Raw genomic sequence first — 24260 nt, forward strand, 5'->3', positions numbered from 1 at the left:
CTTGCCCTTGCCCTTGCCCTTGCCCTTGCCCTTGCCCTTGCCCTTGCCCTTGCCCTTGCCCTTGCCCTTGCCCTTGCCCTTGCCCTTGCCCTTGCAGTAGGGTCGTCATCCCGTTGAAAAACGGGATCCAGTCCTTGAATTTGACCTTTGGTCTTGGTCTAGTAACCTAAGCTCAAATACTGGATGATTCGCTATGCGATGTTTGCTTCGCCTGCGGCTACGCGTTGCGTTTTTCAACGGGATGACAGCCTGAGGAACAAGGCTTAGAGCCATCAGAAACTAAGAGTAAATCCAGCGCCAAATATTAAATGACCTATACCCAAAAACTCAGCCAATTATCCCAAATCATACACTTTAATCTTGCGGTACAGCGTCGCAATACCGATTCCAAGTTCTGCTGCCGCCTGTTTTTTACCCTCAACGCTGGTACCGCAACGGGCTAATGCCTGTTCGATAATACTCCGTTCGGCGCTACGCCCCTGTTTATCCAAAGACTGAAGCCCTTCACTGGTTTTCTTTATATCTCCGTTCATCGAACTCAGTAAATGCGGCGGCAAATGGCTGGCATTCATACCGGAAGCGTCGCCCTGCATCACATAAATGTATTCAATGACATTACGCAGTTCTCTGATATTTCCCGGCCAATGATAGGCATAGAGTAGGTTAATAATTTCAGCGGGAATCTTTCTGTTAGGCCGCTGATAATTTTCAGAAAACTCATCGGCAAAATACTGAGCCAGACTGGCAATATCTTCACGGCGTTCACGCAGCGAAGGTAACACTAGCGGAACAACATTGAGCCGGTAGAACAGGTCTTCGCGAAACTGGTGGTTTTCCACCATGTCATAAATATTTTTATTGGTCGCGGCAATAATCCGCACATCAATATTAATCACATTGTTAGAACCAACCCGTGTAATCGCTTTCTCCTGTAATACCCGCAATAGCTTAGCCTGCAAGTGCAGAGGCATATCCCCGATCTCATCTAAGAACAGGCTTCCGCCATTAGCCAGTTCAAACTTACCGACTCGCCCTTTGGGGTCAGCGCCGCTGAATGCGCCACGCACGTAGCCAAATAGCTCACTTTCCAGCAGTTGTTCAGGAATCGCCGCACAGTTAATCGTGACGAAAGGCTTATCTTTACGCGGGCTGTTTTGATGGATAGCAAAAGCGACTACTTCTTTGCCTGAACCACTTTCACCGGTAATCAGTACGCTGGCGTAGCTATTGGCTATCTTGGCAATAGTACTTCTCAACTGCTCCATTGGTTGAGAATGGCCAATAAGCCGGGCCCGACGATCTGATTCATAAGTGGTGGTAGTAATCTGGCTCATATAGTCACGAGCATCGTGAAAAATGACCATCGTAAGGCTTTCATTTTCCAATGACGACAACGTAATTTGCTTACATAGCACATGACGCTTTTGGTCTTCTAAGGTTATCCAGGCTTCTTCATCGCCATAAAGAATATCGCCGGTGGTCTCAATGCTCAACGAGCAGCCTATAACCTCACGGTTAAACAGCCGGGCGGCAGACACATTGGCATGCCAGACCCGATTATTACCGTCAATCGCTACCACGCCGCGATCCATAGCATCAATCAATCGGCGAAATGCCCCCAGCGTTTCCTGTGCCCGTAGCCGCTCCAGGCACTCAAACACCTTGCTGGAAATCATCACCGCAATCTGCTCAATAAAAGTGACAAATTTATCGATTTGACTAAGCAGAGTGTTACGCTGTTCTTCGGTTGAGCAAATAATACCGATAACACCAATAACTCTATTATTCAAAAAGATAGGTGCATTTAAATCGAGCATTTCAGAACAGTACAAATGCTTTTCACAGTGCTGACACAGCGCATTCTCACCGGGATTTTTAATCAGAACGGTTTCCTGTACCCGTAAAACATGACGATAGATATAGCCATTCTTAGAGACATTCTGGTTCAGCATATGTCGGTATTTTCCGGTTCCGGCAATCCGCATTAGTGACTCATCAATAATTTCAACGTCTGTACCTGTGATGCCCGAAATAGCATCGGCATAGTTACAAATATCGTCCTGAATATTACTAAGAACAGAAATCATGTTTATTCTTCCTGGGCGATGGCTAAATTTATCACTTTTGATAAAAATGATTTTTAAAATAAAAACCCGAACTGACATTTAAATTAATTATTTGATTATTAATTATTATTTAAGTTTATCTACGGACATCACATAAATTATCAATATTGATAATTTATCACCATGATGATAATCAACAAAATGGCACTCAAGCAGCCGGCAAGAAAAATTGAATATATAATTCATTAAAAATCAAATGGTAACAATATAATCTTCCATAATTTTTTAATAAAATCCAATTTGGCACAGGGATTGCTCTTATAACTTCATGAGACCCTTTATTTTTATTCTTCACTCACTGGTGTGAAGAAATATTAAAACGACACCCCAGGTCATTTGAGATGGCAATGTTGTATACCCGCCATACTTCAAATACTCCGGGTCAATAAGACCATGAGGCTTTTTCCATGCAAGACAAATTACAATTTTTCATAAACCAAACCTCTTTTACAGAACGACCAAGCGCACCGCTAGCACCCTTTCAGTATCAAGAATTAATAAAAGCGCTAAATTTCCACCGTTCTATCCCCGGATATGCGCCAACGCCGCTATATAGCCTACCGGCCTTATCCCAAAAATTAGGTATAAAAAGCCTCTGTCTGAAAGATGAGTCACAACGCTTTGGATTAAAAGCATTTAAAGTGCTCGGCGGCGCCTATGCCATGGCCTGCCATATTGCCGATATTTTAGGCAAAGATATCAGCGAACTGCCATTTGACGTGATGACCAGCGATGAAACCCGCAAGGCACTGAAAGAAGTCACCTTTGCCACCACAACCGATGGCAACCATGGTCGGGGCGTGGCATGGATGGCCCGCCAGCTCAAGCAAAAATCCGTGGTTTATATGCCGAAAGGCTCTTCAGCAGAGCGTCTGGCGGCGATTCGGGGGGAAGGTGCAACCGCTGAAATCGTTGATATGAACTATGACGATGCCGTACGCATGACCGCAGAACAGGCTGAAAAATATGGCTGGGTTGTGGTTCAGGACACCGCATGGGAAGGGTATGAAAAGATTCCATTATGGATTATGCAAGGCTACGGGTCGTTGATGCTTGAAGCATTAGACCAGATACATCAGGTTTGCCCGACTCACGTTTTTGTTCAGGCCGGAGTAGGTTCATTCGCCGGTATGGTTCAAGGCATGCTAACCGCCACCTACGGCGAAAACAGACCAAAAGTAATTGTCGCTGAAGCGTTAATTGCTGACTGCCTGTATCGCTCAGCGGTCTCTAAAAAAGGTGAAGCTATTGCCGTTGGCGGCGACCTGCAAACCGTCATGGCCGGGCTGGCCTGTGGTGAAGCTAACAGCATTGGCTGGGATTTACTGCGCGATTACGCGACCGGCTTTGCCTCCTGCCCTGATTTCGTCGCCACCCACGGCATGCGTATTTTAGGTAATCCGCTGCCGGGCGATCCGCACATTATTTCCGGTGAATCCGGAGCCGTAACAACGGGCCTGTTATCCATTTTGATGCAATCCCCGGCTATGGCAGAAACCCGCAAACAGCTGGGTTTAGACCAGAACTCACGCGTGTTAGTCATCAGTACTGAAGGTGATACCGACCCGCAACGCTACCTGGACATAGTCTGGGACGGTGAAATTCCAAGTTTTAATAAATATTAAAAACCAATTGATATCAGTAAAAACGGAGAACAAAACAATGTTATCAGAAAGTCGTTTTGATGAAGTAATCAAGAACTGTCAGGCCCTGATCCGTGAGAAAAGCTATTCCGGTCAGGAAGGCGACGTGGTTAAAGCTATCGAAAAGATAATGAAAAGCTACCAGTTTGACGATATCCACGTAGATAAATACGGCAATATTATCGGTGGAATCATCGGCAATAAACCCGGAAAAACCTTAGTCCTTGATGGCCACATTGATACCGTTCCGGTGAACGAAGAGAAGTGGAGCCGTAATCCGTACGGCGGTGATATCGAAGGCGATAAAATGTATGGTCGTGGCACTACCGATATGAAGGGTGCCGTTGCTGCAATGATCTCTGCCGTTGGTTTTTATGGCCAAGACCACCAGCGTAACTTTGCCGGTAAAATCTATGTTGCCTGTATCGTTCACGAAGAGTGCTTTGAAGGAATTGCCGCCCGTTTAGTGAGTGAGCGCTATAAGCCTGACTACGTGATCATCGGTGAAGCCTCTGAGCTTAACCTGAAAATTGGCCAGCGTGGCCGGGCAGAGATCGTGGTTGAGACCTACGGCAAGCCGGCTCACTCGGCGAACCCACAGGCCGGTATCAACTCAGTGTACAAAATGGCTCAACTGATTGAAAAAATCCGCACCGTTACACCACCGACACATCCGGTATTAGGTTTAGGGATTCTTGAGCTGACTGATATTAAATCTTCGCCGTATCCGGGTGCTTCCGTTGTGCCTGATTACTGCCGAGCTACCTATGACCGCCGTCTGTTGGTGGGTGAAACCAAAGAGAGCGTACTGGCTCCGTTGGAAAAAGCGCTGGCAGAAGTTGCTGCTCAAGACCCTGAATTTAAGGGCAAGGTATCTTACGCCTTTGGCCAAGAGTCCTGCTATACCGGTTCAACCATTGAAGGTGAGCGTTTCTTCCCTGGTTGGGTATTAGATGAGTCTGATGAATTCGTTCAGGCCGTACTGAGCGGCGTACGTCAGGCCGGTATCGAACCGACTATCACTCAGTACTCTTTCTGTACTAACGGTAGCCATTATGCGGGCGAAGCGGGTATTCAAACCGTTGGTTTTGGCCCATCACGTGAAAATCTGGCCCATACCATTGATGAGTTTATCGAGCTGAAACAGCTGACCGGTTCAGCTTCCGGCTACTACGGAATTCTCCAGAGTATTTACGGTAAGTAAAAACGGTACCTGACCTTATTGGGGTTGCATCAAGGCGGTAAACCTAGCCCGCCATGGTGTAACGCCAACGGCCAGAGATACCGCAAGACCATCTGAACGTAGAACATCGATAATAATATGAGAATGATGCCTCTGCTGCCCTACACAGTCAGACATCATTCCGGAGAGTAAATAATGAAAACGATATTCAAAAACGGAAAGATCATAGACGGAACGGGTAATGACGGATTTATCGCTGATGTAGTGGTTAATGAAGGGCATATTGTTGCTATCGGTCACGCAGAGATCGGCGTTAACGATCAGGTGATTGATGCCACCGGTAAAGTCATTTGCCCCGGTTTTATTGATACCCATACCCACTCAGACCTATCCGCCATCATCAATCCGGCACTGTCAGCCAAAATTCGCCAAGGCATAACCACTGAATTATTAGGTCAGGATGGCGTAGCCTTAGCCCCGCTGCCGGAACAGTATATTGCCGCATGGCGTAAAAATATTGCAGGTCTGGACGGCGATACCGACAAGATCGACTGGAAATTCAAAAATACCGAAGGCTACTTAAACCTGCTGGAAGAACACAAGCCGGCTACCAACCTCGCCTATTTAGTTCCACACGGAAACGTACGTATGGAAGCAATGGGTCTGGAAGGTAAACCTTCGACCCGCGAAGACGTGGCTAAGATGTGTGAAATTCTGGAGCGTGAGCTGAAAGCCGGGGCTTTCGGTCTGTCTACCGGTCTGATCTACATGCCTTGTGCCTTTGGCGATACCGCTGAAATGATTGAGTTATGCAAAGTTACCGCCAAGTACGACGGTCTGTTTGTCGTCCACCAGCGCAGCGAAGCCGACGATATTCTGACGTCAACCCAAGAGCTCATTGACATCGCTAAAGCCTCCGGCGTATGGCTGCATATTTCCCATATGAAAGTATGCGGTAAAAAGAACTGGGGCCTGATAGATCAAATGCTGGGCATGTTAGAACAGGCTCAGAAAGAAGGTATTCGTATCTCCTATGACCAATATCCTTATGTTGCCGGCAGCACTATGTTGGGCGTTATTCTGCCACCGTGGGTTCACTCAGGCGGAACAGACAAACTGTTAGAGCGCCTGGAGTCTCCGGAACTACGGGAAAAAATGATTGCCGATATCAAACAGGGCATTCCGGGCTGGGACAACTTTATTGACTTCGCCGGACTGGACCAGATCTTTGTAACCAGCGCCAAAACCGCAAAAAACCAAGATACCGTCGGCCTCAACCTTATCCAGTTGGGCGAACTGCGCGGTAAAGATCCATATAACGCCACCTTTGATCTGCTGTACGAAGAGGACAACGCGGTCGGCATGGTGGATTTTTACGGTACCGAAGAACACGTTATCAAGTTCCTGTGTCGCCCGGAGCAAAACGTCTGCACCGACGGTCTGATGGGTGCTGGTAAGCCTCACCCTCGGGTGTTCGGTGCATTCCCTCGCGTACTGGGCAAATACGTTCGTGAAGAAAATTGCCTGAGCTGGGAAGCCGCAATTCGCAAAATGACAGGCAAACCTGCAGAAGTGATGGGCCTGAAAGATCGCGGACTAATTAAGGTCGGCTATGCCGCCGATATCGTGATGTTCAACCCCGAAACAATTATGGATAAAGGAACCTTTATTGAACCAAACCAATATCCGGAAGGCATTGATATTGTGATGGTTAATGGACGACTTGCGTTAATTAACGGCATCGAAAGTTACGCATGCAGCGGTAGTGTAATTAGAAAAACATATTAATAAATAATTATAACAATAAGGCTATCCCTCGCAGATATCGATTATCTGCGAAGGGTGCCCCTACCCAAGGATATCAACATGAACATTAAATCTGATTTATCGGATCTTCCTAAAGCCGGTCAGGCAAAGACCTGGAAGGCCCGATATACCATCCTTTCACTTATCTGGTTAGCCTGGTTACTCTCATTCCTTGACCGTATGGTCATGAGCGTTTCTCTACCGTTTATTGGTCGTGACTTAAATTTGGATACCACAGAGCAGGGCCTTATTATCAGTGCATTCTTCGTTGGCTATGCGGCATTCCAAATACCCGGCGGCTTTTTAGCGGATAAATTTGGTGCGCGCAAAATAATGGCTATCGGTATTGCCTGGTGGTCAATCTTTACCAGCTTAACCGGCATGGTTTTCACCCTACCGTTATTATTAGCCGTGCGTTTTCTGTTCGGTATTGGCGAGGGTTGCTTCCCGTCTGCGTCATGGAAAATGATCTCAACTTACTTCCCGTCCAAAGAACGTGGTCGGGCAACGGCAATTCAGTCAACGGTTAACACACTCGGCCCGGCACTGGCCGTGATTGTAGCGGCCAGCATTATCGGTGCATTTGGCTGGCATATGGTATTTATTGTTCTGGGTATTCCGGGACTGTTAATCGCTGCCGCTATCTACTTTTTTACCCGAGATAATCCCAAAGATCACCCGAGCATCACTAAGGCCGATCTGGATGAGTTAGCCGCAGATGGTTCAGATGTTGCCTCTCAGGGCGAACCGGTGCCATTTAGAGAGATCGCTAAAATGCCGGTATTGTGGCAAATGGCAGCAATCTGGTTCCTGTTTGATATTACATTCTGGGGCTTTTCAACCTGGTTACCGAGTTACCTGATCACCGTTCGTGAATTCTCTTTAGCGAAAACCGGCGTCATGGCGGCGATTCCATTCCTGTTCGGCGCTTGCGGTACTTTATTAGGCGGCTACTTCTCCGATAAATTTAAGCCACAGCGTAAGCTTCTGTATGTTTCAACCTCCGTGGTTGCAGCAGCCTTCCTGTATATGACTTTCACCGTCGTTAGCGCTGATATGGCCGTGGTCTATCAGTGTATCTCTGCCTTATTTATGTTCTTCGCGATGGCGATGTTCTGGGGCATTTTGATGGACACCATTCCGAGCAAAATCATGGGGCGGGCATCAGGTATTGTTAACTTCGGCGGACAAATGGCCGGCGTAGTTTCAGCGCCAATTATGGGCTTCCTGATTAAGTCGAGCGGAGGCAGCTATAACAGTGCCTTTATCTTTATGATTATCGCTCTGTTAGCCTCTGCAGTAGTGACCCTGACGGTTAATAACGCGCATTCGAATAAGGCGGCGGTAAAGCCTGCGTAAACACTCCCCCGGTTGTCATTAAGTGACAGCTCAAGCGTTTGGTCAAAAAGTGACTTCAGCCCGTAAGCTGAAGTCACTTTTTTTATGCCATCAGGTTTCTCGGCGGAGAAAAGGGATAGTTTAATTGCGGGCCATAGTAGCCACCTGATGACTGATGATGGCACTACCCTTGAAATTTATCGGTATACCTTATGGCCGGACTCAGCACCTTCTCACACTCAAATTGTCGTATTTTTGTCTACTGAAGTAGATGCGGGCTATGGAAAGAGCGACTCTAATATTAAAAATAAAAACATGGCGAATTGTTCAAACTAATTCAACAGATATCAAAAATGTTTAAATAGCTCATTTATCAAAATTTGATTTAAGTACGAATTATTTCACTTTCGCAATGACACATTCAAATCAAAATTGTGACACACATCAAATTTAATAAAAAATTCCTTTTTAATCATAAAGATAAAAAATAAATTCAATTATTTAATTGAATAAACTTTAAATCATAATATTTAAATAAAAATAAAAACCAATTTAAATAAAATTAATTTATAAAATAACCAATGACAACAAAATAAATAACCAACTCTTATAATTCACGATATAAAAATAATTAAAAATCATAATAACATTTAAATTATTTTCATTAAACAATTAAAAAATTACTTTCACAAAAAATAGCAACCATAGTTACAAAAAATTAAATGTCATTGATTTAATTGAATAAATTTAAAAATAAAACGATATTAAAAGATAGATAAAGACCTCCCGCAACCATAATACCCAAACAACATCACAACGCATTGATGAGCAAGAAAATAATTCAAAACACAATAACAAAAGATTAAAAAAACACCAAAAAGAAACCCTTTAGAACGATCAATAGGTGGATCTTTAATTCATTATGGCTTATATTTTAGCCCAATGAACGACCCGTGGACGTTGTATTACAGGATGTATTCTAATGAAAACAAAATTATCTTTTGTTGCTCTATCTATTTTCTCTGCTCTGACGTTTAGCCAAACGGCTGCGGCTGATACCTTCTGTCGCGCTGACCAAAGTGCTACTTGGGGTGGTGGCTCAACGTTTGAAGGTGAACTGACAGGCCAGGAGTGCATTGAAATCGGTGCAGGCCCTTCTGATGGCAACGGTATCGACTATGCCGGTACCGGAATTAACATGGAGCTGCAAGACGGCAGCATTGTCAGCGTTCTTGGCTACTTAAAAGATTCTAACGTCAACAGCGGCGCAACGGTATTCGTCGGTAAAGTCGCTAACATCGCCTGGGATGGCTACGTATTTAATGCGCCGGCTCTTGCCACCAACATTAATATCAATACCGGTGGATTAGTCCGAGTTCAGGACGGCGGAACGCTTAAAGATTCTACGGTAAATGGCGGCAAGGCTTACATCTCGAACTCTGGCACCACTGATTACGCAGGACTTGCGGTTAATAACACCGTTAGCAATGGCGGTAATCTGTATGCCTACCTTGGTGGTATATCCGAAGGTACGCAGGTTAATAGTCAAGGCTTTGAATATGTACAGCAAACCGGTCAGTCTACAGGTACCGTTGTTAATAGTGGCGGCGTTCAAATGCTGACCTCCGCGGGTACTGCGATCAACACGACGGTCAATGCCGGTGGCAAACAACAAATTAGCAGCAACTCTATCGCCGAAGGCTCTGTGATCAATAAAGATGGCCTGCAGTACGTGATCAATACCGGTACGGCCAATAACACTATCGTTCGCGGCACTCAGTTTATATTTATGAATAACTCAGTTGCGGGTACAGCGACTAATACCAAGCTGTACGATGGCGGAGTTCAAAATGTTCAACAGGGTGGCAAGGCGATTGGCGTAGAGCTGTTTGATAACTCTATCCAGAAAGTCCTTGCAGACTCTTTTGCTGAAAATGTTGTTATCAATAACAATGCCAAATCATGGGTCACCGCTAACGGTAAAATCTTCAATACCACGGTGAATGACCAAGGCCAGCTACAGCTAGTTGCCGGCGAAGGAGCCAGCGGTGCCTATGCAGATTCAGTTAAGCTAAATGGCACAGATACCGCGCTGTTTGTTATTGCCGCCGCCAACGATACTGATAGCGTCCAGATAGACCGCCTTGAAGGCAACGGGAAAGTACAGTTTAAAACTACCGCTGCAAGTGACGATACCCTGACCTACTCTCAGCTCAACGTTGATAATTTGTCGGGTAATATGCACTTCTTTTTCAATACGTCGATTGAAAATGGCCGCGGAGATTACTTAACCATTAAGCAAAGCAGCGGTCAGCATTTAGTCACCGTCGCAGATTCAGGCGTTGAAATTACCGACCCGATGCAGCGCTCTTTAGACCTGATTACTGACACAAATGGCGGTTCGAGCTTCAGTCTGGCAAGTTTAGGCGGTACCCAAATCAACGCCGTTGATGGCGGCACCTATATGTACTATCTGAATAACCGCACCGAATCAGGAAAAGGTGAAATTTGGTATCTGAGCGCAAAAGAGGGTGAAGCTGTGACTCCTGAGCCTGAACCACAGCCAGAACCAGAGCCGGGTGGTGAAATTCCCGGAGGAATTATTCCGTTACCTGAAGTTGAAATTCCGGGTGAAATTCCGGGCACCGGCGGAATTACAACGCCGGGTACTGATGCGATTTTATCAATGGCCAGCGCTCCTCAGCTGATTTTCAACAATGAGCTGAACAACCTGCGCTTCAGAAAAGGCGCGTTACAGCAAAATGATGGCGCCGCCGGCGCATGGGTACGGACCATTGGCAATAAAACCAACGTAAGCTCCGACCATACTCACTTCAAGATGGAACAATCCGGCCTTGAGATCGGTGCTGACAAAGTGGTTAGCTATGACAGTGGTAAAGCCTTCTTCGGTGGTTTTACCAGCTATGGCAACGTTGATGTCAAACATCAGCGCGGCGGCACCAGTAAAGTAGACAGCTATAGCGTAGGCGTTTATGCAACCTACTTTGATCGGTCAGGTGTTTATATCGATAGCGTTTTGAAATATAACCACTTCAAAAATGACCTACAGGCCCAATCGACTAACGGTTCTGCCATCAACGGCAGCTATAACCAGAATGCACTGGGTGGCTCGGTTGAAGTGGGCTATAACACCATGGTGGCCGATAGCTTCTGGATCGAACCTTATAGCAAACTGTCTTACGTTCAGGTTCAGGGTAAAGATGTTGCGCTAAATAACGGTATGAAGGCCAATATCAATAATCAGGATTCATTGAATACTGAATTGGGTATTAACGTAGGCAAAGACTTCACGGTTGGCGCATCCAGCGTGGTGACACCTTATGCTAAAATGGCATGGAATCATGAATATATTGATAACAATACCACCGTGATCAACCACCGTAATTCTTTCAACACCAACCTGTCTGGTGATGTGGCTAAAGTCGGGCTGGGTGTTAATGCCAGCCTGTCTAAGCAAGTCAGCCTATTTGCTGAAATGGATTACAGCAAAGGCAATAAAATTGAAAACCCAATCGCGGCTAATCTAGGCCTGCGCTATAACTTCTAATTGCCCAGCTTGATTAAACGCCGCTATGTAGTTACTGATGACAGAGCGGCATTTTTATATCTATATGATTATTATAATTTATATCAGATTTTACCACTAAACTTATCGTCATACCGGTACCCCTTCATATATGATTCAGCTTATATAACATGATAAGGAGATAACAATGTACCTGACGACAACCCCTTCATTTGATGGCTTTACCATTACTGATTATCACGGCATTGTGACCGGTGAAGCTATTCTAGGTGCAAACATTTTTAAGGACATTTTTGCCAGCATCCGGGATATCGTCGGCGGACGCTCAGGGGCCTATGAAAAAGAGCTACGTAAAGCGAGGGAAATCGCTTTTGCTGAACTGGAACAAGAAGCAAAAAAGTTAGGTGCAAACGCCATCGTCGGTATTGATATTGACTATGAAACCGTTGGCTCGAATGGCAGCATGTTAATGGTTACCGTAACCGGAACCGCGGTATGGGTTCAAGTATAGGCTGAGCCCGATTTGAGACTACTAACAAAGAGATTTAACCACATTTCAACTTACGCTTCATCCGCGAAAAGAGCCCCTATATACGCTCCTTTTAAGGACTGGCTGCAATAAAAAATCAGCAGTTTAAGTGGCTTTATCCTAATAGGCTAAAGTCACTTTTTTATGTCACTTCATGCCATTAAGAAGACGTTCAGTCGAGGACAACAAAAGTTTTCAATGGCTGGCAATCAGATTACCTACATATCCTTAGGGGCACTTAATCCGGCATGCTATCAAGAAGCCCGAGGTATTTCCGACGACCCAATAGTAAGAAAAGTGATTTATATCGCTATTCAGGAAGCATCGAAAAGTGGGGTATATCGATAACAAAATAGCTTTAGCCGATAAACCGTTTTATTATCGAATTCGAAGATCGACTAATTGGCCATATTTGATGAAATGGTAGTTACACAGAACTATGGACAGGGTCAAGAGTGCCCATTATTTAAAGGCGCTGTGCTGCTAAACGCATTTGCATCATCAGCTTATAGGAACATCAGTTAAGGAAAACCATGAATATTATTGTTAAATCAATACTATTGAGCATACTTTGTATAGGCGTTTCACAAGCTAAAGTTATCTGGCCTGCGGCAACGGATGTGGAGATGACAAATAAAACGGGGACATTAACAGAAGGTCACGCTAAAAATGCCCTTCAAATCCTTGAAAAGATGCCTTGGATTGAAGAGGGAGCTCAAAAAGGGCAAGGTAAATACCTATATGTATTTTTTAATCCCGCCTCTTCTACCAGCAAAGACCTCTATACCAAAACACGCCCTTATCTTAACTACGTCAATATCCGCTGGATCCCAATAAGAACAGATGAGACAAATGTTAATGGCCTTTATGAGACCCGCACGCCACAAGCATTGGCAGATGCCTTTAATAAAGGCGTGATGCCCAAAATACGCAATCAAAAACAGATGAATGCTGTCGAAAATATGACGTTTACAGGCTTTATAATGATGCGTGGCGGAAGGATGCTTTCTCCAGAGGGTGAATCTTATTTCCCGACGATGATTTATGGCGATAGCGATAAACTCTCTGTTGTTAGCGCCCCGGGCTATATTGAAGGGATGATGAATAATATTCCACTCACGCTGCCCAATATCACCCAGCCCACGATTGTTGAATTAGCCGAACGCCAACCAGTGACTTTACATCGTTTTAAAGAAGATACACGTTATCAGACCCAAGAAGGTGAGCGTGCACCAATGTTACTGTACCCTAGTGATGATGCAGTAAGAACCGGGTCTTTAGGATCAGACAATCCACCGGTTATTATTGATGGCATGACCGATAACGGTTATCTTGCGATTGATTTTAATGGTATGGGTAATTTTATATATATTAAAGATGATCCAAGCATCATACGCCTCAGTAAATAACTTCGATTAGATAACACCCGGTATCACCAATCGATATGGGTGTTATCTAATTATGCCAGCGATCGTTAAAAACTTAGTGAACCATGAATATATTGATAACAATACCACCGTTATCAACCACCGTAATACCTTCAATACTAACCTGTCTGGTGATATGGCTAGAGCCGGGCCGGGTGTCAGTGCGAGTCTATCTAAGCAAGTCAGCCTATGTGCCCAAATGGATTACAGCAAAGGCAACAAAATTGAAAAATCAATCGCGGCTAATCTGAACCTGCGCTATAACGTCTAATCATCGGACCTGATTAAACGCCGCTATGCAGTCACTGATGACATAGCGGCGTTTTTGTATATATAGCTGATTATATTAAACTTTATTTATAATTACCCCTATACAGTATTTTCCAGTTCACTCTCTTTGCTATTATCTTTTTTATCTCACGGGTTTTTATCTATAAATTAATTAAGTGTATTTCTCAGGCTAATAACTGTATAAATACTCAGTTATTTTATGATGTAGGCTGACTACGCTAGCTGTCTGTGTGACAATAGACCCCAGATATATTCCTATAACCCCAATCCAATAAGAGATTAATGGCCCTTTCCTCCGCAGTTAAAGAGCAGATAAGTCAGTGGTACAAAGCCCTGCAACAGCAGATCCCGGATTTTATTCCTCGCGCCCCCCAACGCCAAATGATCGCTGAGGTTGCTAAAGCATTTTCCGGTGATTCCGGCCGCCATCTGGCTATTGAGGCGCCAACCGGCGTGGGTAAAACCTTGTCTTACCTAATCCCGGGCATTGCCGTCAGCCGTGAAGAAGAAAAGCCCCTGATAGTCAGCACTGCTAACGTGGCACTACAGGATCAAATCTACAGTAAAGACCTCCCTCTGCTGAAAAAAATCATTCCAGACCTTAAATTCGCAGCGGCCTTTGGCCGTGGCCGCTACGTTTGCCCGCGCAATCTGGCAGCAATCAGCGACGAAAGTCCGCAGGGCGATCTGGGCCTGATGCTTGATGACGAGCCGATTACCTCCAGCGGCGAAGAGATGAAAATGGCTAAAAAGCTGGAGACGGCACTTTCGCGCTACGAGTGGGATGGCCTGCGTGACCATTACAAGCTGACCATTCAGGATCCGCTGTGGATTAAAATTAGTACCGATAAAGCCAATTGCCTCGGGCGCAACTGCTACTACTTCAAAGAATGTCCGTACTTTGTGGCGCGCCGAGAAATTGAAAGTGCCGACGTGGTAGTAACCAATCATGCGCTGGTCATGGCGGCACTGGAGTCTGAGTCGGTGCTGCCACCGGCCAAAGATCTGCTGTTAGTTCTGGATGAAGGCCACCATTTACCCGATGTCGCCCGTGATGCGCTAGAAGTCGAAGCAGAGATCACCGCCGTCTGGAACAATTTGCAGCTCGAAGGATTCGTACGTCAAATTGAACAATGTCTGGCATTCTTTACCCCCAAAAATCCACCGCCGTTAACCAATGCCGAGCGGCTGAGCAACCACTGTGGTGAAATGCGCGAGCTGCTGTTATTGATTGAACAGCAGGTTAGTCAGTACTTACCGCCGGACCTGTCCGACGCTGAGTATCGTTTTGAGATGGGAGCGCTGCCCGCAGATCTGACTGACCTGTGCGCCAGATTATTCAAACTGACCGATGCATTAACCGGCCTGGCGGAATATATGGTCAATGACCTGAGTGAAAAAACCGGCAAACACGATATCGTGCGTCTCCACAGAGCTATTTTGCATATGAGCCGTATGCAGGGCTATTTTGAAACCATGAGCAAACTATGGCGTCTGGCCGCCATGGAACAGGCATCTAATGCACCTATCGGTAAGTGGATAACCCGGAAATATATCGACAACCAAACTCATTTGACGTTCCATGGCGTGGGTATCCGGGTCAGCGATCAGCTAGAACGGCTGCTATGGCGTAAAGTTCCTCATGTCGTAATAACCTCTGCCACGCTGCGCTCATTGAACAGTTTTTCACGTTTACAGGAAATGAGCGGGTTGAGTGAAAAATCCGGCGATCGTTTTGTCAGCCTGAACTCTCCTTTTAATCACTGGGAACAGGGCAAGCTGGTCATGCCGCTGATGAAGAATGAACCCATGATGGCCAATGAAGCAGCCCATCTGCAAGAAATGGCTGATTTCTTTCGCAGCGAACTCGCCAAAGATCTGCACAAAGGTCAGTTGGTATTATTTGCCAGTAATCGGGCGCTGCAACAGTTTGTCGCCCTGCTGCCGGATTTGCGCCTGACGCTGCTAGTACAGGGTGACCAACCTCGTTACCGGCTGGTAGAAGAGCACCGCAAACGGGTTGAGGCCGGAACCACCAGCGTGCTGGTCGGGTTACAGTCTTTTGCCGAAGGCCTTGACCTGAAAGGAGACTTGCTGACTCAGGTGCATATCCACAAAATTGCCTTCCCGCCTATTGATAGTCCGGTGATTGTCACCGAGGGTGAGTGGCTAAAAACCCTAAAGCGTTATCCGTTTGAAGTACAGAGCTTACCCAGCGCCTCATTCAACCTGATTCAGCAGGTTGGAAGATTGATCCGCAGCCATGAATGCCGGGGTGAAATCGTGATTTATGACAACCGATTGGTTACTAAAAACTACGGTTCTCGTTTATTAAGCGCCCTGCCCGCTTTCCCCATTGAATATCGTGAGATGCCTGAACCGGGTTCAGTAAAACGACCCGGTCTGCTAAAAACAGCGGCAAAAACCGTTAAGCGCCGTGGTAAATCTACATAGTCATTTCGCTGAGCGGATACCGATAAATTAAAATCTATTCACTCCTTTACTGCTCACGTAAATGCCGCTATCAATAAACACTAACTTATTCTTATCGTAACAATTAAAAAAAGCCGGACCTATTTTCATAGGTCCGAGGCGTAGAGTAAAACAGGAGCTTAATTCCTAACGTTGCCTGAATATCATCGTCAGAATCGCCGTTCGATGCTCAATATAAGTAGAGTTAAAAGTACGTATCCATTTGTTCTAAAATGGTATATTCCTCATCGACTAAAAATAACGTTTTCCATTTATCAAACGTTAGACAAGGGTGAGAGGTAGAGAAAACGAGAATATCGCCAACCTGTAATTGCACACTTTCAGGGTAATGAACCATAGCATGCTGATCCATGATATCTACTGTAACCATAGCGTTGTTAATAAAAGGCTGCTTTTCACCCTGACGATAATGCGCCGTAGGCTGTGGTAAACCTGCATCAAATGCGGCATCACGCTTACCAAAACCAATAATCGCCAGGCCTTTTTCAGGTAATGACTGAACATAAGCACACAGCTCTAAAGCCGAGACCAATCCCCCGTCAAGACTACAGGCAAGGCTGTCACGTGCAGTTAATGCATTTTGTGACTGCTCATATACGCCTTTATCATGAGTAATATAACAACCCGGGCGGATAACATAGCGCAAGTTATCCGGTAAGTTCGCCTCTATCAGCTGATGACAAACAATGTCGTACCACACAGATCCAGCACCGGTTAACAAAACTTCATTGCAATGGGCAAAGAGGCCTTTCTTAGTTAACCGATGAGTCAGTTCAATTACTTCATTAAGAAACGCATGAATTATTGCCAAATCGGCCTGTTCATCATGACTATGAATAATACCCTCATAAAATTCAACGCCTGCCAGCCTTAAGCCCGGTAAAGTCGCAATATAATCAGCCAGATTTTCGGCTTCGTCAGCCGAACGACAACCACAGCGACCGCCCGGCAGTCCCAGCTCAACCAACACATTCATTGTCTGGTTATTTGCTGAAAAGAATTCAGACAATTGCAATGCATTCGATTTGCTATCAACACAGCAAAATAACGAGGCCGAGGATTGCTGTTTTAATTGCGAGACCAGTGCCATATTGGCTCGTCCGATCAGTTGGTTTGCCATAATGACATTAGGAACGCCGGCCGCGATTGCCACCTTGGCCTGATATGCAGTTCCGACACCAATCCCCCAAGCTCCGTTAGCTATTTGCAGTTTAAAAATAGCCGGCGTCATAGTTGTTTTACCGTGCGGAGCTAAAGAAATACCACAGCGTTCGGCATAAGCTTGCATCCACTGAATATTATTCTCTAATGCACTCTTTCTAATGGTTACAGCCGGCAAACACACATCTTCGTTCATAATATGAACATTTCCGACATCGTCAGCAAACATGATAGTGGCTTTATTCTGCAGGTTTTGTAGGCCGTCAAATTTATTGTTCATTGATTTCATAATGTCTCTCTTAGATCGGAATATATAAAGAACACACCGCTGGTGTATTCTTTATATTTCGTGCCAGTATCAATAGGTCATACAATGACTAAGCGTTATTTTCCCGCTCGTCGGTAATCAGTTTTAATACTTCTTCCCGGCTCAGTTTATTCTTCGGAGTCACTAAGGTAACAACCACAGAAACAACCAAGCTCACCGTCAATGCTGGAATACTTGGATTACCCCAGAATTTAGACCATTCAGGGGTCAGGATGATAGCTAACGAAGTTAAACTTCCGCCTAACAGCGCGGCAACACAGCCTTGCCAGTTAAAACGATGCCAGAACCTGCCGAACAGTACTGAAATACACATACCGGACATAATCATCGAGATCATTTTTGTGATATAGCCGATAATATCATTGGATGTCAGAGCAAATAGTAGTGCCAGAGCAATAACCACTAATAAGAACATTCTAGATAGGTTAATGGCTTTTTCCGGTGGCGGCATTTTTCCGGTAATCAGGGTATATATATCACGTAAAATAATAGAAACGCCGGCAATCGCATCGGAACTACCTGAGGACATATTGGCAGACATACCGGCAATCAGAACCACCATTGCTAATACGTGAGGTAACGCATTTGTAGCATACAAAAAGGCAAAGCTGCTATTTTCTAAGCTAGGATCCATAGCATGGGTTGCCATGCCTATAATTGCAGGTAAGAATGAGAACCCCATATATAGCAAGCCCGTAATCACGAATGATTGTCTGATTGCTTTTGTTGAATTAGCAGAATAAATACGTTGACGATAAGACGGCGTCGCTAGAACACCTATACAGATAACAACTGCGAGCGACATTGCCGGATAGATACCTAACTTACCAATACCAAACAGCGTATATGCTTTAGGGTCCGTACTCGCCACCACCACATCCCATCCACCGACATAGCTTACAGATAGTACTGCTAATAAAATAAAGCCGGCAAACAGAACTATCGATTGCAGCGTATCAATCCAAGATACTGCTTTATATCCACCGATACCGACATAGAATATAAATCCAACGGCAACGATAATTTTAGCAGTATTAATATCAATACCTGAAGCCCAAGCTAAATATAATCCACCGCCTAAAATATGAGCACCTAGCCAGCCAATTGAGGCTAAGAATATAATAATAGCCACCATATTTTTAACGATTTTACTACCGCCGGTATAATAACAAAGCTCTTCACTCATGGTCATAAAGCGCAGTTTTCTGACCGGAGCAAATAACCAGGCCGTCAACAAAATACCGGTGGCACCACCAATACCATATAACATTCCAGCCCAGCCGTTAGCATAGCCAAAGCTTACTGCACCAATACTTGAACCTGTACCAACCATGGTGCCAACCGTTGAACCAAGCGTAAGTAACATCGGTAATTTACGCCCGCCGAGAATAAAGTCTTCTCCGGTCTTCTGATGTCGGGTTACATACCAACCGACAAACATCATGCATGCAGCATAGATCAGAAACCACATTAAAAAATTATTATCATTCATAAATGATATCCTTATATATAACTGTAATAAGATTCAAATAAGTGGTTTCTTATTTAAATTTTTGATTAAAGCAGGTGATATCAACTTCCACCATGCAATCAACAACTAAATCAGCAACGCAGCACACCCTTGCCGGTGGATGTTCATGAAAAAATTCTTTAAAGACTTTATTGAAAGATTGAAAATAGCGAGCATCAGTTAAAAAAACCTTCATATGAACGATGTCTTCTTTGCCGTATCCGGCCTCAGCCATAATGTCTAAACAGTTTTGGATAGCCAATTTAGACTGAGCAATAATGCCGCCATCAATAATCTCGCCATCGATCATCGGTGTCTGACCGGAAACGTATAGCCAACCATCTGCAGCAACTGCCTTGGAAAAAGGTAATGCCTGCTCGCCGGTTCCTTTACTGCCACCCACTCCATATCTTTTAATCATGTTCTTCACCTGTTCCATTACGTTTTGTTTTATAAAAACATTTATAAATTAATATGTTCTGATAGTTATTTATTATTGGTTCTTTTCTCTTTCCATAAATCTACCTGCCCTATTGCCAGTCATTTGCTTATCGGTGTAAGCCACTACACCGTTGACAAAAACATATTCAATTCCATCGGCTCGTTGTTTTGGTTTTTCAAACGTCGCAGTGGCATTAATTTTATTTGCATCGAATAACACAATATCGGCGAAATAATTTTCTTTAATAAAACCCCGGTCGGAGAGAGAGAATCGTTGTGCAGATAAACCGGTCATTTTGTGAATGGCCGTAGCCAGAGAAAATAATTGTTCATCACGACTATAGTGTCCTAACACCCGTGGAAAAGTTCCCCATAGGCGTGGGTGCGGATTAGGATCGCGAGGTAAGCCATCAGAACCAACCATTGAACTAGCGTGTTGTAATACTCTTCTGACATCATCTTCGTGCATTTGGAAATAAATCGCGCCAGCAGGCTGTAAGCGCGCCGCCGCTTGATGTATATCCGTTGACCAAGCGGCAGCAATTTCTTCTAATGTCTTACCCGACATTTCAGGATGGGGCGTTGACCAGGTAATCAAAATATCGTAATCCGCCGTAACCTGAGACAGGTCTAGGTTTGACGAGCCAGCGCGGTAAGGGTAGCAGTCGCAGCTGATATCTTGTTCCAGACGGCACTTATCAATCAGGCCTAGCGTCTCTACCGTTCTGCCCCAGTTTTTAGCTCCGGCACATTTATGGTGTGATATTTGAACCGGTACCTTGGCATGTCTGCCAACCAAAAATGCCTCTTCCATTGCACCGATAATGCCATCATATTCGGTACGCATATGGGTGGCATATAAGCCACGATAAGCGGTTAAAACCTCAGAAAGCGCACAGATTTCTTCCGTTGAAGAGTTAATCGCATTTCCATAGGACAATCCGGTACTTAAGCCTAATGCCCCTTGCTCTAACGCCTCAGTCAGCTTAGTTTTCATCACTTCAATATTGTCTTGGGTGGCCGGTTTTAGCAGGCTTTCAACGCAGTTATTTCGTAATGTGGTATGGCCGACTAAAGTGCCGACATTCACCGATGGTGAAATCTGATTAATTCTTTCTTTATAAGAAGTGAGATCGGGGAACGTAAATTCATCCAAGCTCCCTAATAGATCGATTGGATCGGGAACAACGCCGTGTAAAGTGGCACATACCGCGCTGATACCACAGTTACCAACAATAATACTGGTCACACCTTGAGAGGTTTTTTCAATATAATCCGGTTTCTGAATGACAATTAAATCGTCATGGGTATGAACATCAATAAATCCAGGAGATAAAACTAAGCCAGTACAATCAATGGTGATATCAGCATCATCGGTAATCTGCGGGCTGATTTTAGCAATACGATCGTTGTTAATGGCAACATCAGAGCTGAAGCTATCATTTCCAGTACCATCAAAAACCGTTGCATTCTTTAATAGATAATCATATTTCATGTTAAATATCCTTGAATAAATTTCGCTTTAATACGGATGCATGGCCTGTATTACGCTTGCTGTTGCCATTGTTTGTAAGCGTGAATAAAGGCTTCTGCCTGCCGTTTAGTTCTTTCAGGCGATTGCCCTGCTTTATATAAGTCACCACCTAAGCCGGCACCAACACACCCGGCATCGAGATATAAGTGCAGGTTGTCAGGTGTCACGCCACCTACCGCAAAAACTGAAATATCGTCAGGCAGAACCGCTTTTAGTGCTTTAACATAGTCAGGGCCCAGCGTCGAAGATGGGAAAATCTTCAAATTAGGTGAACCGGCCTCTAGTGCAATAAATGCCTCAGTGGCAGTCACGCAGCCGGGGCAAACGGTCATGCCATATTCAATGGCCTTACGGATAACCCCGGGATGAATATTGGGAGTTACAATTAACCGGCAACCCAATTTTGCAAGCTGATCGACATTCTCAACTCGCAACACAGTACCGGCACCGATTAATGCCTGATGGCCGTAATGCTGAACTGCCTGCTTTATACTGTTCTGCCAATCTGGTGAATTTAGAGGGATCTCTATCGCGTCAAAACCGGCCTCAATTAATAACGGGATATGCGTATGGATCTCATCGGGTGTTATGCCCCGCAAAATTGCAATCAAGGGCATTTTGGTATTCCACGCCATATTATTCTCCGGCTAACCGCTGTATGGGTTGGTGATTAAATTCATTTATCCGTTCGGCAATCGATATCGCGCCGATAACGGAAAGTGGCTTACTGTTATCTTCATCTACCGCAATAATCTTGCCGGTAAAAAACGCATCATTTTTAATAAGTATTTCTAACGCTTCTTTTAAAATTTTTTTTCCGCAGATAACGATGGTTGAATCCGGTTCACACGCCAATGCCTGACTATTTTTAATCGTCAAAATGTCGGAGTACAAAATAGTACCGAGTAAAAAATTAGCGCGTTGATTGAGGGTTGTTTGGCTAAAAAGATCTAGAATTCGAACAGAAAAGCAGCTGCGGGCTAATCCAACCTCTCGGCACAACTTAGCACCTTGAAGTAGATATTCTTGGTCAATAATGTTGGTGAATTGGTGATCAAGTGAATTAGCAAGAATGGTATTCTGTGTAACCACACTGAGTAACTCACCGGCAATCGTTGTGGCACTGCTGACAATATTATTATTGTTATCCAGCTTGACGAATTTAGAGTGAGAGCCCGGCAGAATAACTAGCGCGGGGCCGGTGATATCAAATAATGATATTACTCCGATAGTTTCGGTCTCTTCACCGCGCATGACATCCATCATTTCACAAGAAGCCATATCAACCGGAGAGACACTGTTTTTAACGCCCGGAATAAACCAGATCGGATGATCAATGATTTCAGGTAAGACTTTTTGTACCGCCCCGTAGGCTAAGTCATCACGATTAACGGGGGCTGAGATATGGGAAATTTCACACAACCCCATATTTGAAGTAATCATGCCGGAAGCTAAAATCTGCATCTCATCACATTCAACGTTCACATTAGCCTGACTTAACGCTTGGCACAGTACGTCTCTCACGCCTTGTACTAATACACATTGACTACCGGTAATCGCTGTATCTCTAACGCCAACGGCTCCACTCGCTTCAGCAATGACAGTGTTGCCTTTACATACCCTGACCCTAGTGTTGGTTGTCCCTGAGTCAATAGTAACAATAAACATGGTTATTCCTTAGTTGAAGAGATGCACAGCATCTATCTTTGAAATGCAATTCCATCTCAGCGCCTATTAATCAAGTAAAATGGAACGCTATTCCTTAATCATAATATTTACTCAAATAACGGAATGCAATTCCATTTTATTGGCATCGTGATAGTTATCACACAAAGAGATAAGAGAGCAGCGAAACGGCAGGTAGGGGAGAAACGGGGGAGATTCTATTCAATCTATATAAATTAAGGTTATAATGGATTATCGTTCCATAAACAGAACTCAATATTTATGTCAGATAAACTCAATTCATCAAGTATAGATAAAGTATTAACAATTCTTGAAAGTGTCAGTAAACATCCTACTGGTATCTCATTAGCTGACTTAGCTAAAAATACAAAAATTGCTAAAACAACCGTATTCAGAATTTTAGAAACGCTGAAACTTAGGGAATATGTAACATTAGATAACCTCACTGAGCGTTATATATTAGATATAAAATCACTGGAGCTCGGAATTAAGGGCCTAATGAATGTCAACTTGGTCGAAGTTGCTATTCCTTATTTAAAAAAACTTTCCAGTCTGACACAAGAAACCTGCTTTTTAGGTGTTTATAATCATGGACATGTCGTCTATCTCTATAAGAGCGAAGGCACGCTAGCTATTCAAACCAATGCACATTTAGGTAGCCGAATGCCTGCCTATTGTACTGGCATTGGTAAAGCCTTATTAGCTTATCAGCCACAGGAAGAAATTGATCTACGGCTTAAAGAGCCGTTAGTTAAATATACTGAAAATACCATTATCGACCGAGTTGGCTTATATGAAGCACTTGCAGATATACGTTTAAAAGGCTATTCATTTGATAATGAAGAAAATGAAGAAGGCCTGACCTGTGTGGCAAAACCTATTTTTAATTATACCGGTAATGTTATAGGCGCAATTAGCGTTGCAGGCCCGACGAACCGAATGAAACCTAAAATTGATCAAGTCATTAACGAGCTTAAGAATGTCTGTCAGGTCGTTTCCCGGCGCTTAGGCTACATAGAATAGAATATCATTCCATCAGGTGTGGTTATTTTTTCACCTTGCCGTTCATATCCAACTCATATGCAGGATCCCACGGATCCTGCCTCGGCTAAACGCTCAGATGTATAAAAACCGCCACTAGCACGGTATAACGCTACCTTAACGATCGCTTTTTTTCGCCTTTGACTCGCAGCGTAAATACCGCTATCAATAAATGC

At 44.4% G+C, this 24260-nt stretch carries 17 protein-coding genes; 10 read left to right on the top strand and 7 right to left on the bottom strand.

What is annotated here, in order from left to right:
• Positions 1–335: 335 nt before the first annotated feature.
• Positions 336–2087, bottom strand: coding sequence for a sigma-54 interaction domain-containing protein (locus YWE_RS0115230; RefSeq protein ID WP_029095318.1), 1752 nt, complete (start codon positions 2085–2087; stop codon positions 336–338).
• 446 nt (positions 2088–2533) lie between these two features.
• Between YWE_RS0115230 and dpaL the strand changes: the two genes are divergently transcribed.
• The 9 genes from dpaL (at position 2534) to dinG (ending at position 16344) form a co-directional block, all read left to right on the top strand.
• Positions 2534–3751: a diaminopropionate ammonia-lyase gene (dpaL, locus tag YWE_RS0115235; protein WP_029095319.1), complete on the top strand. Its 1218-nt coding sequence runs from the start codon at positions 2534–2536 to the stop codon at positions 3749–3751.
• A 37-nt stretch (positions 3752–3788) separates the two neighbouring features.
• On the top strand, positions 3789–4973 hold the full coding sequence (locus YWE_RS0115240; RefSeq protein WP_029095320.1) for a YgeY family selenium metabolism-linked hydrolase: 1185 nt from the start codon (positions 3789–3791) through the stop codon (positions 4971–4973).
• 174 nt (positions 4974–5147) lie between these two features.
• Entirely contained in the window at positions 5148–6740 is a 1593-nt protein-coding gene (locus tag YWE_RS0115245) for an N-acyl-D-amino-acid deacylase family protein (RefSeq protein ID WP_029095321.1), read from the top strand.
• 78 nt (positions 6741–6818) lie between these two features.
• A complete protein-coding gene (locus tag YWE_RS0115250) occupies positions 6819–8117 on the top strand; it encodes an MFS transporter (RefSeq protein ID WP_029095322.1) in 1299 nt (432 codons plus the stop codon).
• Positions 8118–9078: 961 nt separating this feature from the next.
• Positions 9079–11664: an autotransporter outer membrane beta-barrel domain-containing protein gene (locus tag YWE_RS0115260; RefSeq protein WP_029095323.1), complete on the top strand. Its 2586-nt coding sequence runs from the start codon at positions 9079–9081 to the stop codon at positions 11662–11664.
• Between the two features lie 166 nt (positions 11665–11830).
• On the top strand, positions 11831–12154 hold the full coding sequence (locus YWE_RS0115265) for a heavy metal-binding domain-containing protein (RefSeq protein ID WP_029095324.1): 324 nt from the start codon (positions 11831–11833) through the stop codon (positions 12152–12154).
• Between the two features lie 551 nt (positions 12155–12705).
• Positions 12706–13581: a hypothetical protein gene (locus tag YWE_RS0115270; protein ID WP_029095325.1), complete on the top strand. Its 876-nt coding sequence runs from the start codon at positions 12706–12708 to the stop codon at positions 13579–13581.
• Between the two features lie 52 nt (positions 13582–13633).
• The gene (locus YWE_RS0115275) at positions 13634–13870 is read left to right on the top strand and encodes an autotransporter outer membrane beta-barrel domain-containing protein (protein WP_029095326.1); all 237 of its coding nucleotides are present in this window, start codon (positions 13634–13636) and stop codon (positions 13868–13870) included.
• 302 nt (positions 13871–14172) lie between these two features.
• Positions 14173–16344 carry an ATP-dependent DNA helicase DinG gene (dinG, locus tag YWE_RS0115280; RefSeq protein ID WP_029095327.1) on the top strand — a complete coding sequence of 724 codons (2172 nt, stop codon included), beginning with the start codon at positions 14173–14175 and terminating at the stop codon, positions 16342–16344.
• A gap of 223 nt (positions 16345–16567) precedes the next feature.
• On the opposite strand, the gene YWE_RS0115285 is transcribed toward dinG, so the two are convergent.
• The 6 genes from YWE_RS0115285 to YWE_RS27475 all read right to left on the bottom strand — a co-directional run bounded on the left by YWE_RS0115285 (position 16568) and on the right by YWE_RS27475 (position 23025).
• Positions 16568–17833, bottom strand: coding sequence for an amino acid deaminase (locus tag YWE_RS0115285; protein WP_407641167.1), 1266 nt, complete (start codon positions 17831–17833; stop codon positions 16568–16570).
• A gap of 88 nt (positions 17834–17921) precedes the next feature.
• The gene (locus YWE_RS0115290; protein ID WP_029095329.1) at positions 17922–19364 is read right to left on the bottom strand and encodes a sodium:solute symporter family protein; all 1443 of its coding nucleotides are present in this window, start codon (positions 19362–19364) and stop codon (positions 17922–17924) included.
• A 49-nt stretch (positions 19365–19413) separates the two neighbouring features.
• On the bottom strand, positions 19414–19803 hold the full coding sequence (locus YWE_RS0115295; protein WP_029095330.1) for a RidA family protein: 390 nt from the start codon (positions 19801–19803) through the stop codon (positions 19414–19416).
• Positions 19804–19875: 72 nt separating this feature from the next.
• The gene (locus YWE_RS0115300; RefSeq protein WP_029095331.1) at positions 19876–21318 is read right to left on the bottom strand and encodes an N-acyl-D-amino-acid deacylase family protein; all 1443 of its coding nucleotides are present in this window, start codon (positions 21316–21318) and stop codon (positions 19876–19878) included.
• Between the two features lie 50 nt (positions 21319–21368).
• On the bottom strand, positions 21369–21992 hold the full coding sequence (locus YWE_RS0115305; RefSeq protein ID WP_029095332.1) for a 2-dehydro-3-deoxy-6-phosphogalactonate aldolase: 624 nt from the start codon (positions 21990–21992) through the stop codon (positions 21369–21371).
• A gap of 1 nt (position 21993) precedes the next feature.
• Positions 21994–23025: a 2-dehydro-3-deoxygalactonokinase gene (locus tag YWE_RS27475; RefSeq protein WP_051323370.1), complete on the bottom strand. Its 1032-nt coding sequence runs from the start codon at positions 23023–23025 to the stop codon at positions 21994–21996.
• Between the two features lie 279 nt (positions 23026–23304).
• Here YWE_RS27475 and YWE_RS0115315 point away from each other — a divergent pair, with 279 nt between their 5' ends.
• On the top strand, positions 23305–24066 hold the full coding sequence (locus YWE_RS0115315) for an IclR family transcriptional regulator (protein WP_029095333.1): 762 nt from the start codon (positions 23305–23307) through the stop codon (positions 24064–24066).
• Positions 24067–24260: the final 194 nt, after the last annotated feature.

Source organism: Budvicia aquatica DSM 5075 = ATCC 35567, assembly GCF_000427805.1.
Classification (GTDB): domain Bacteria; phylum Pseudomonadota; class Gammaproteobacteria; order Enterobacterales; family Enterobacteriaceae; genus Budvicia; species Budvicia aquatica.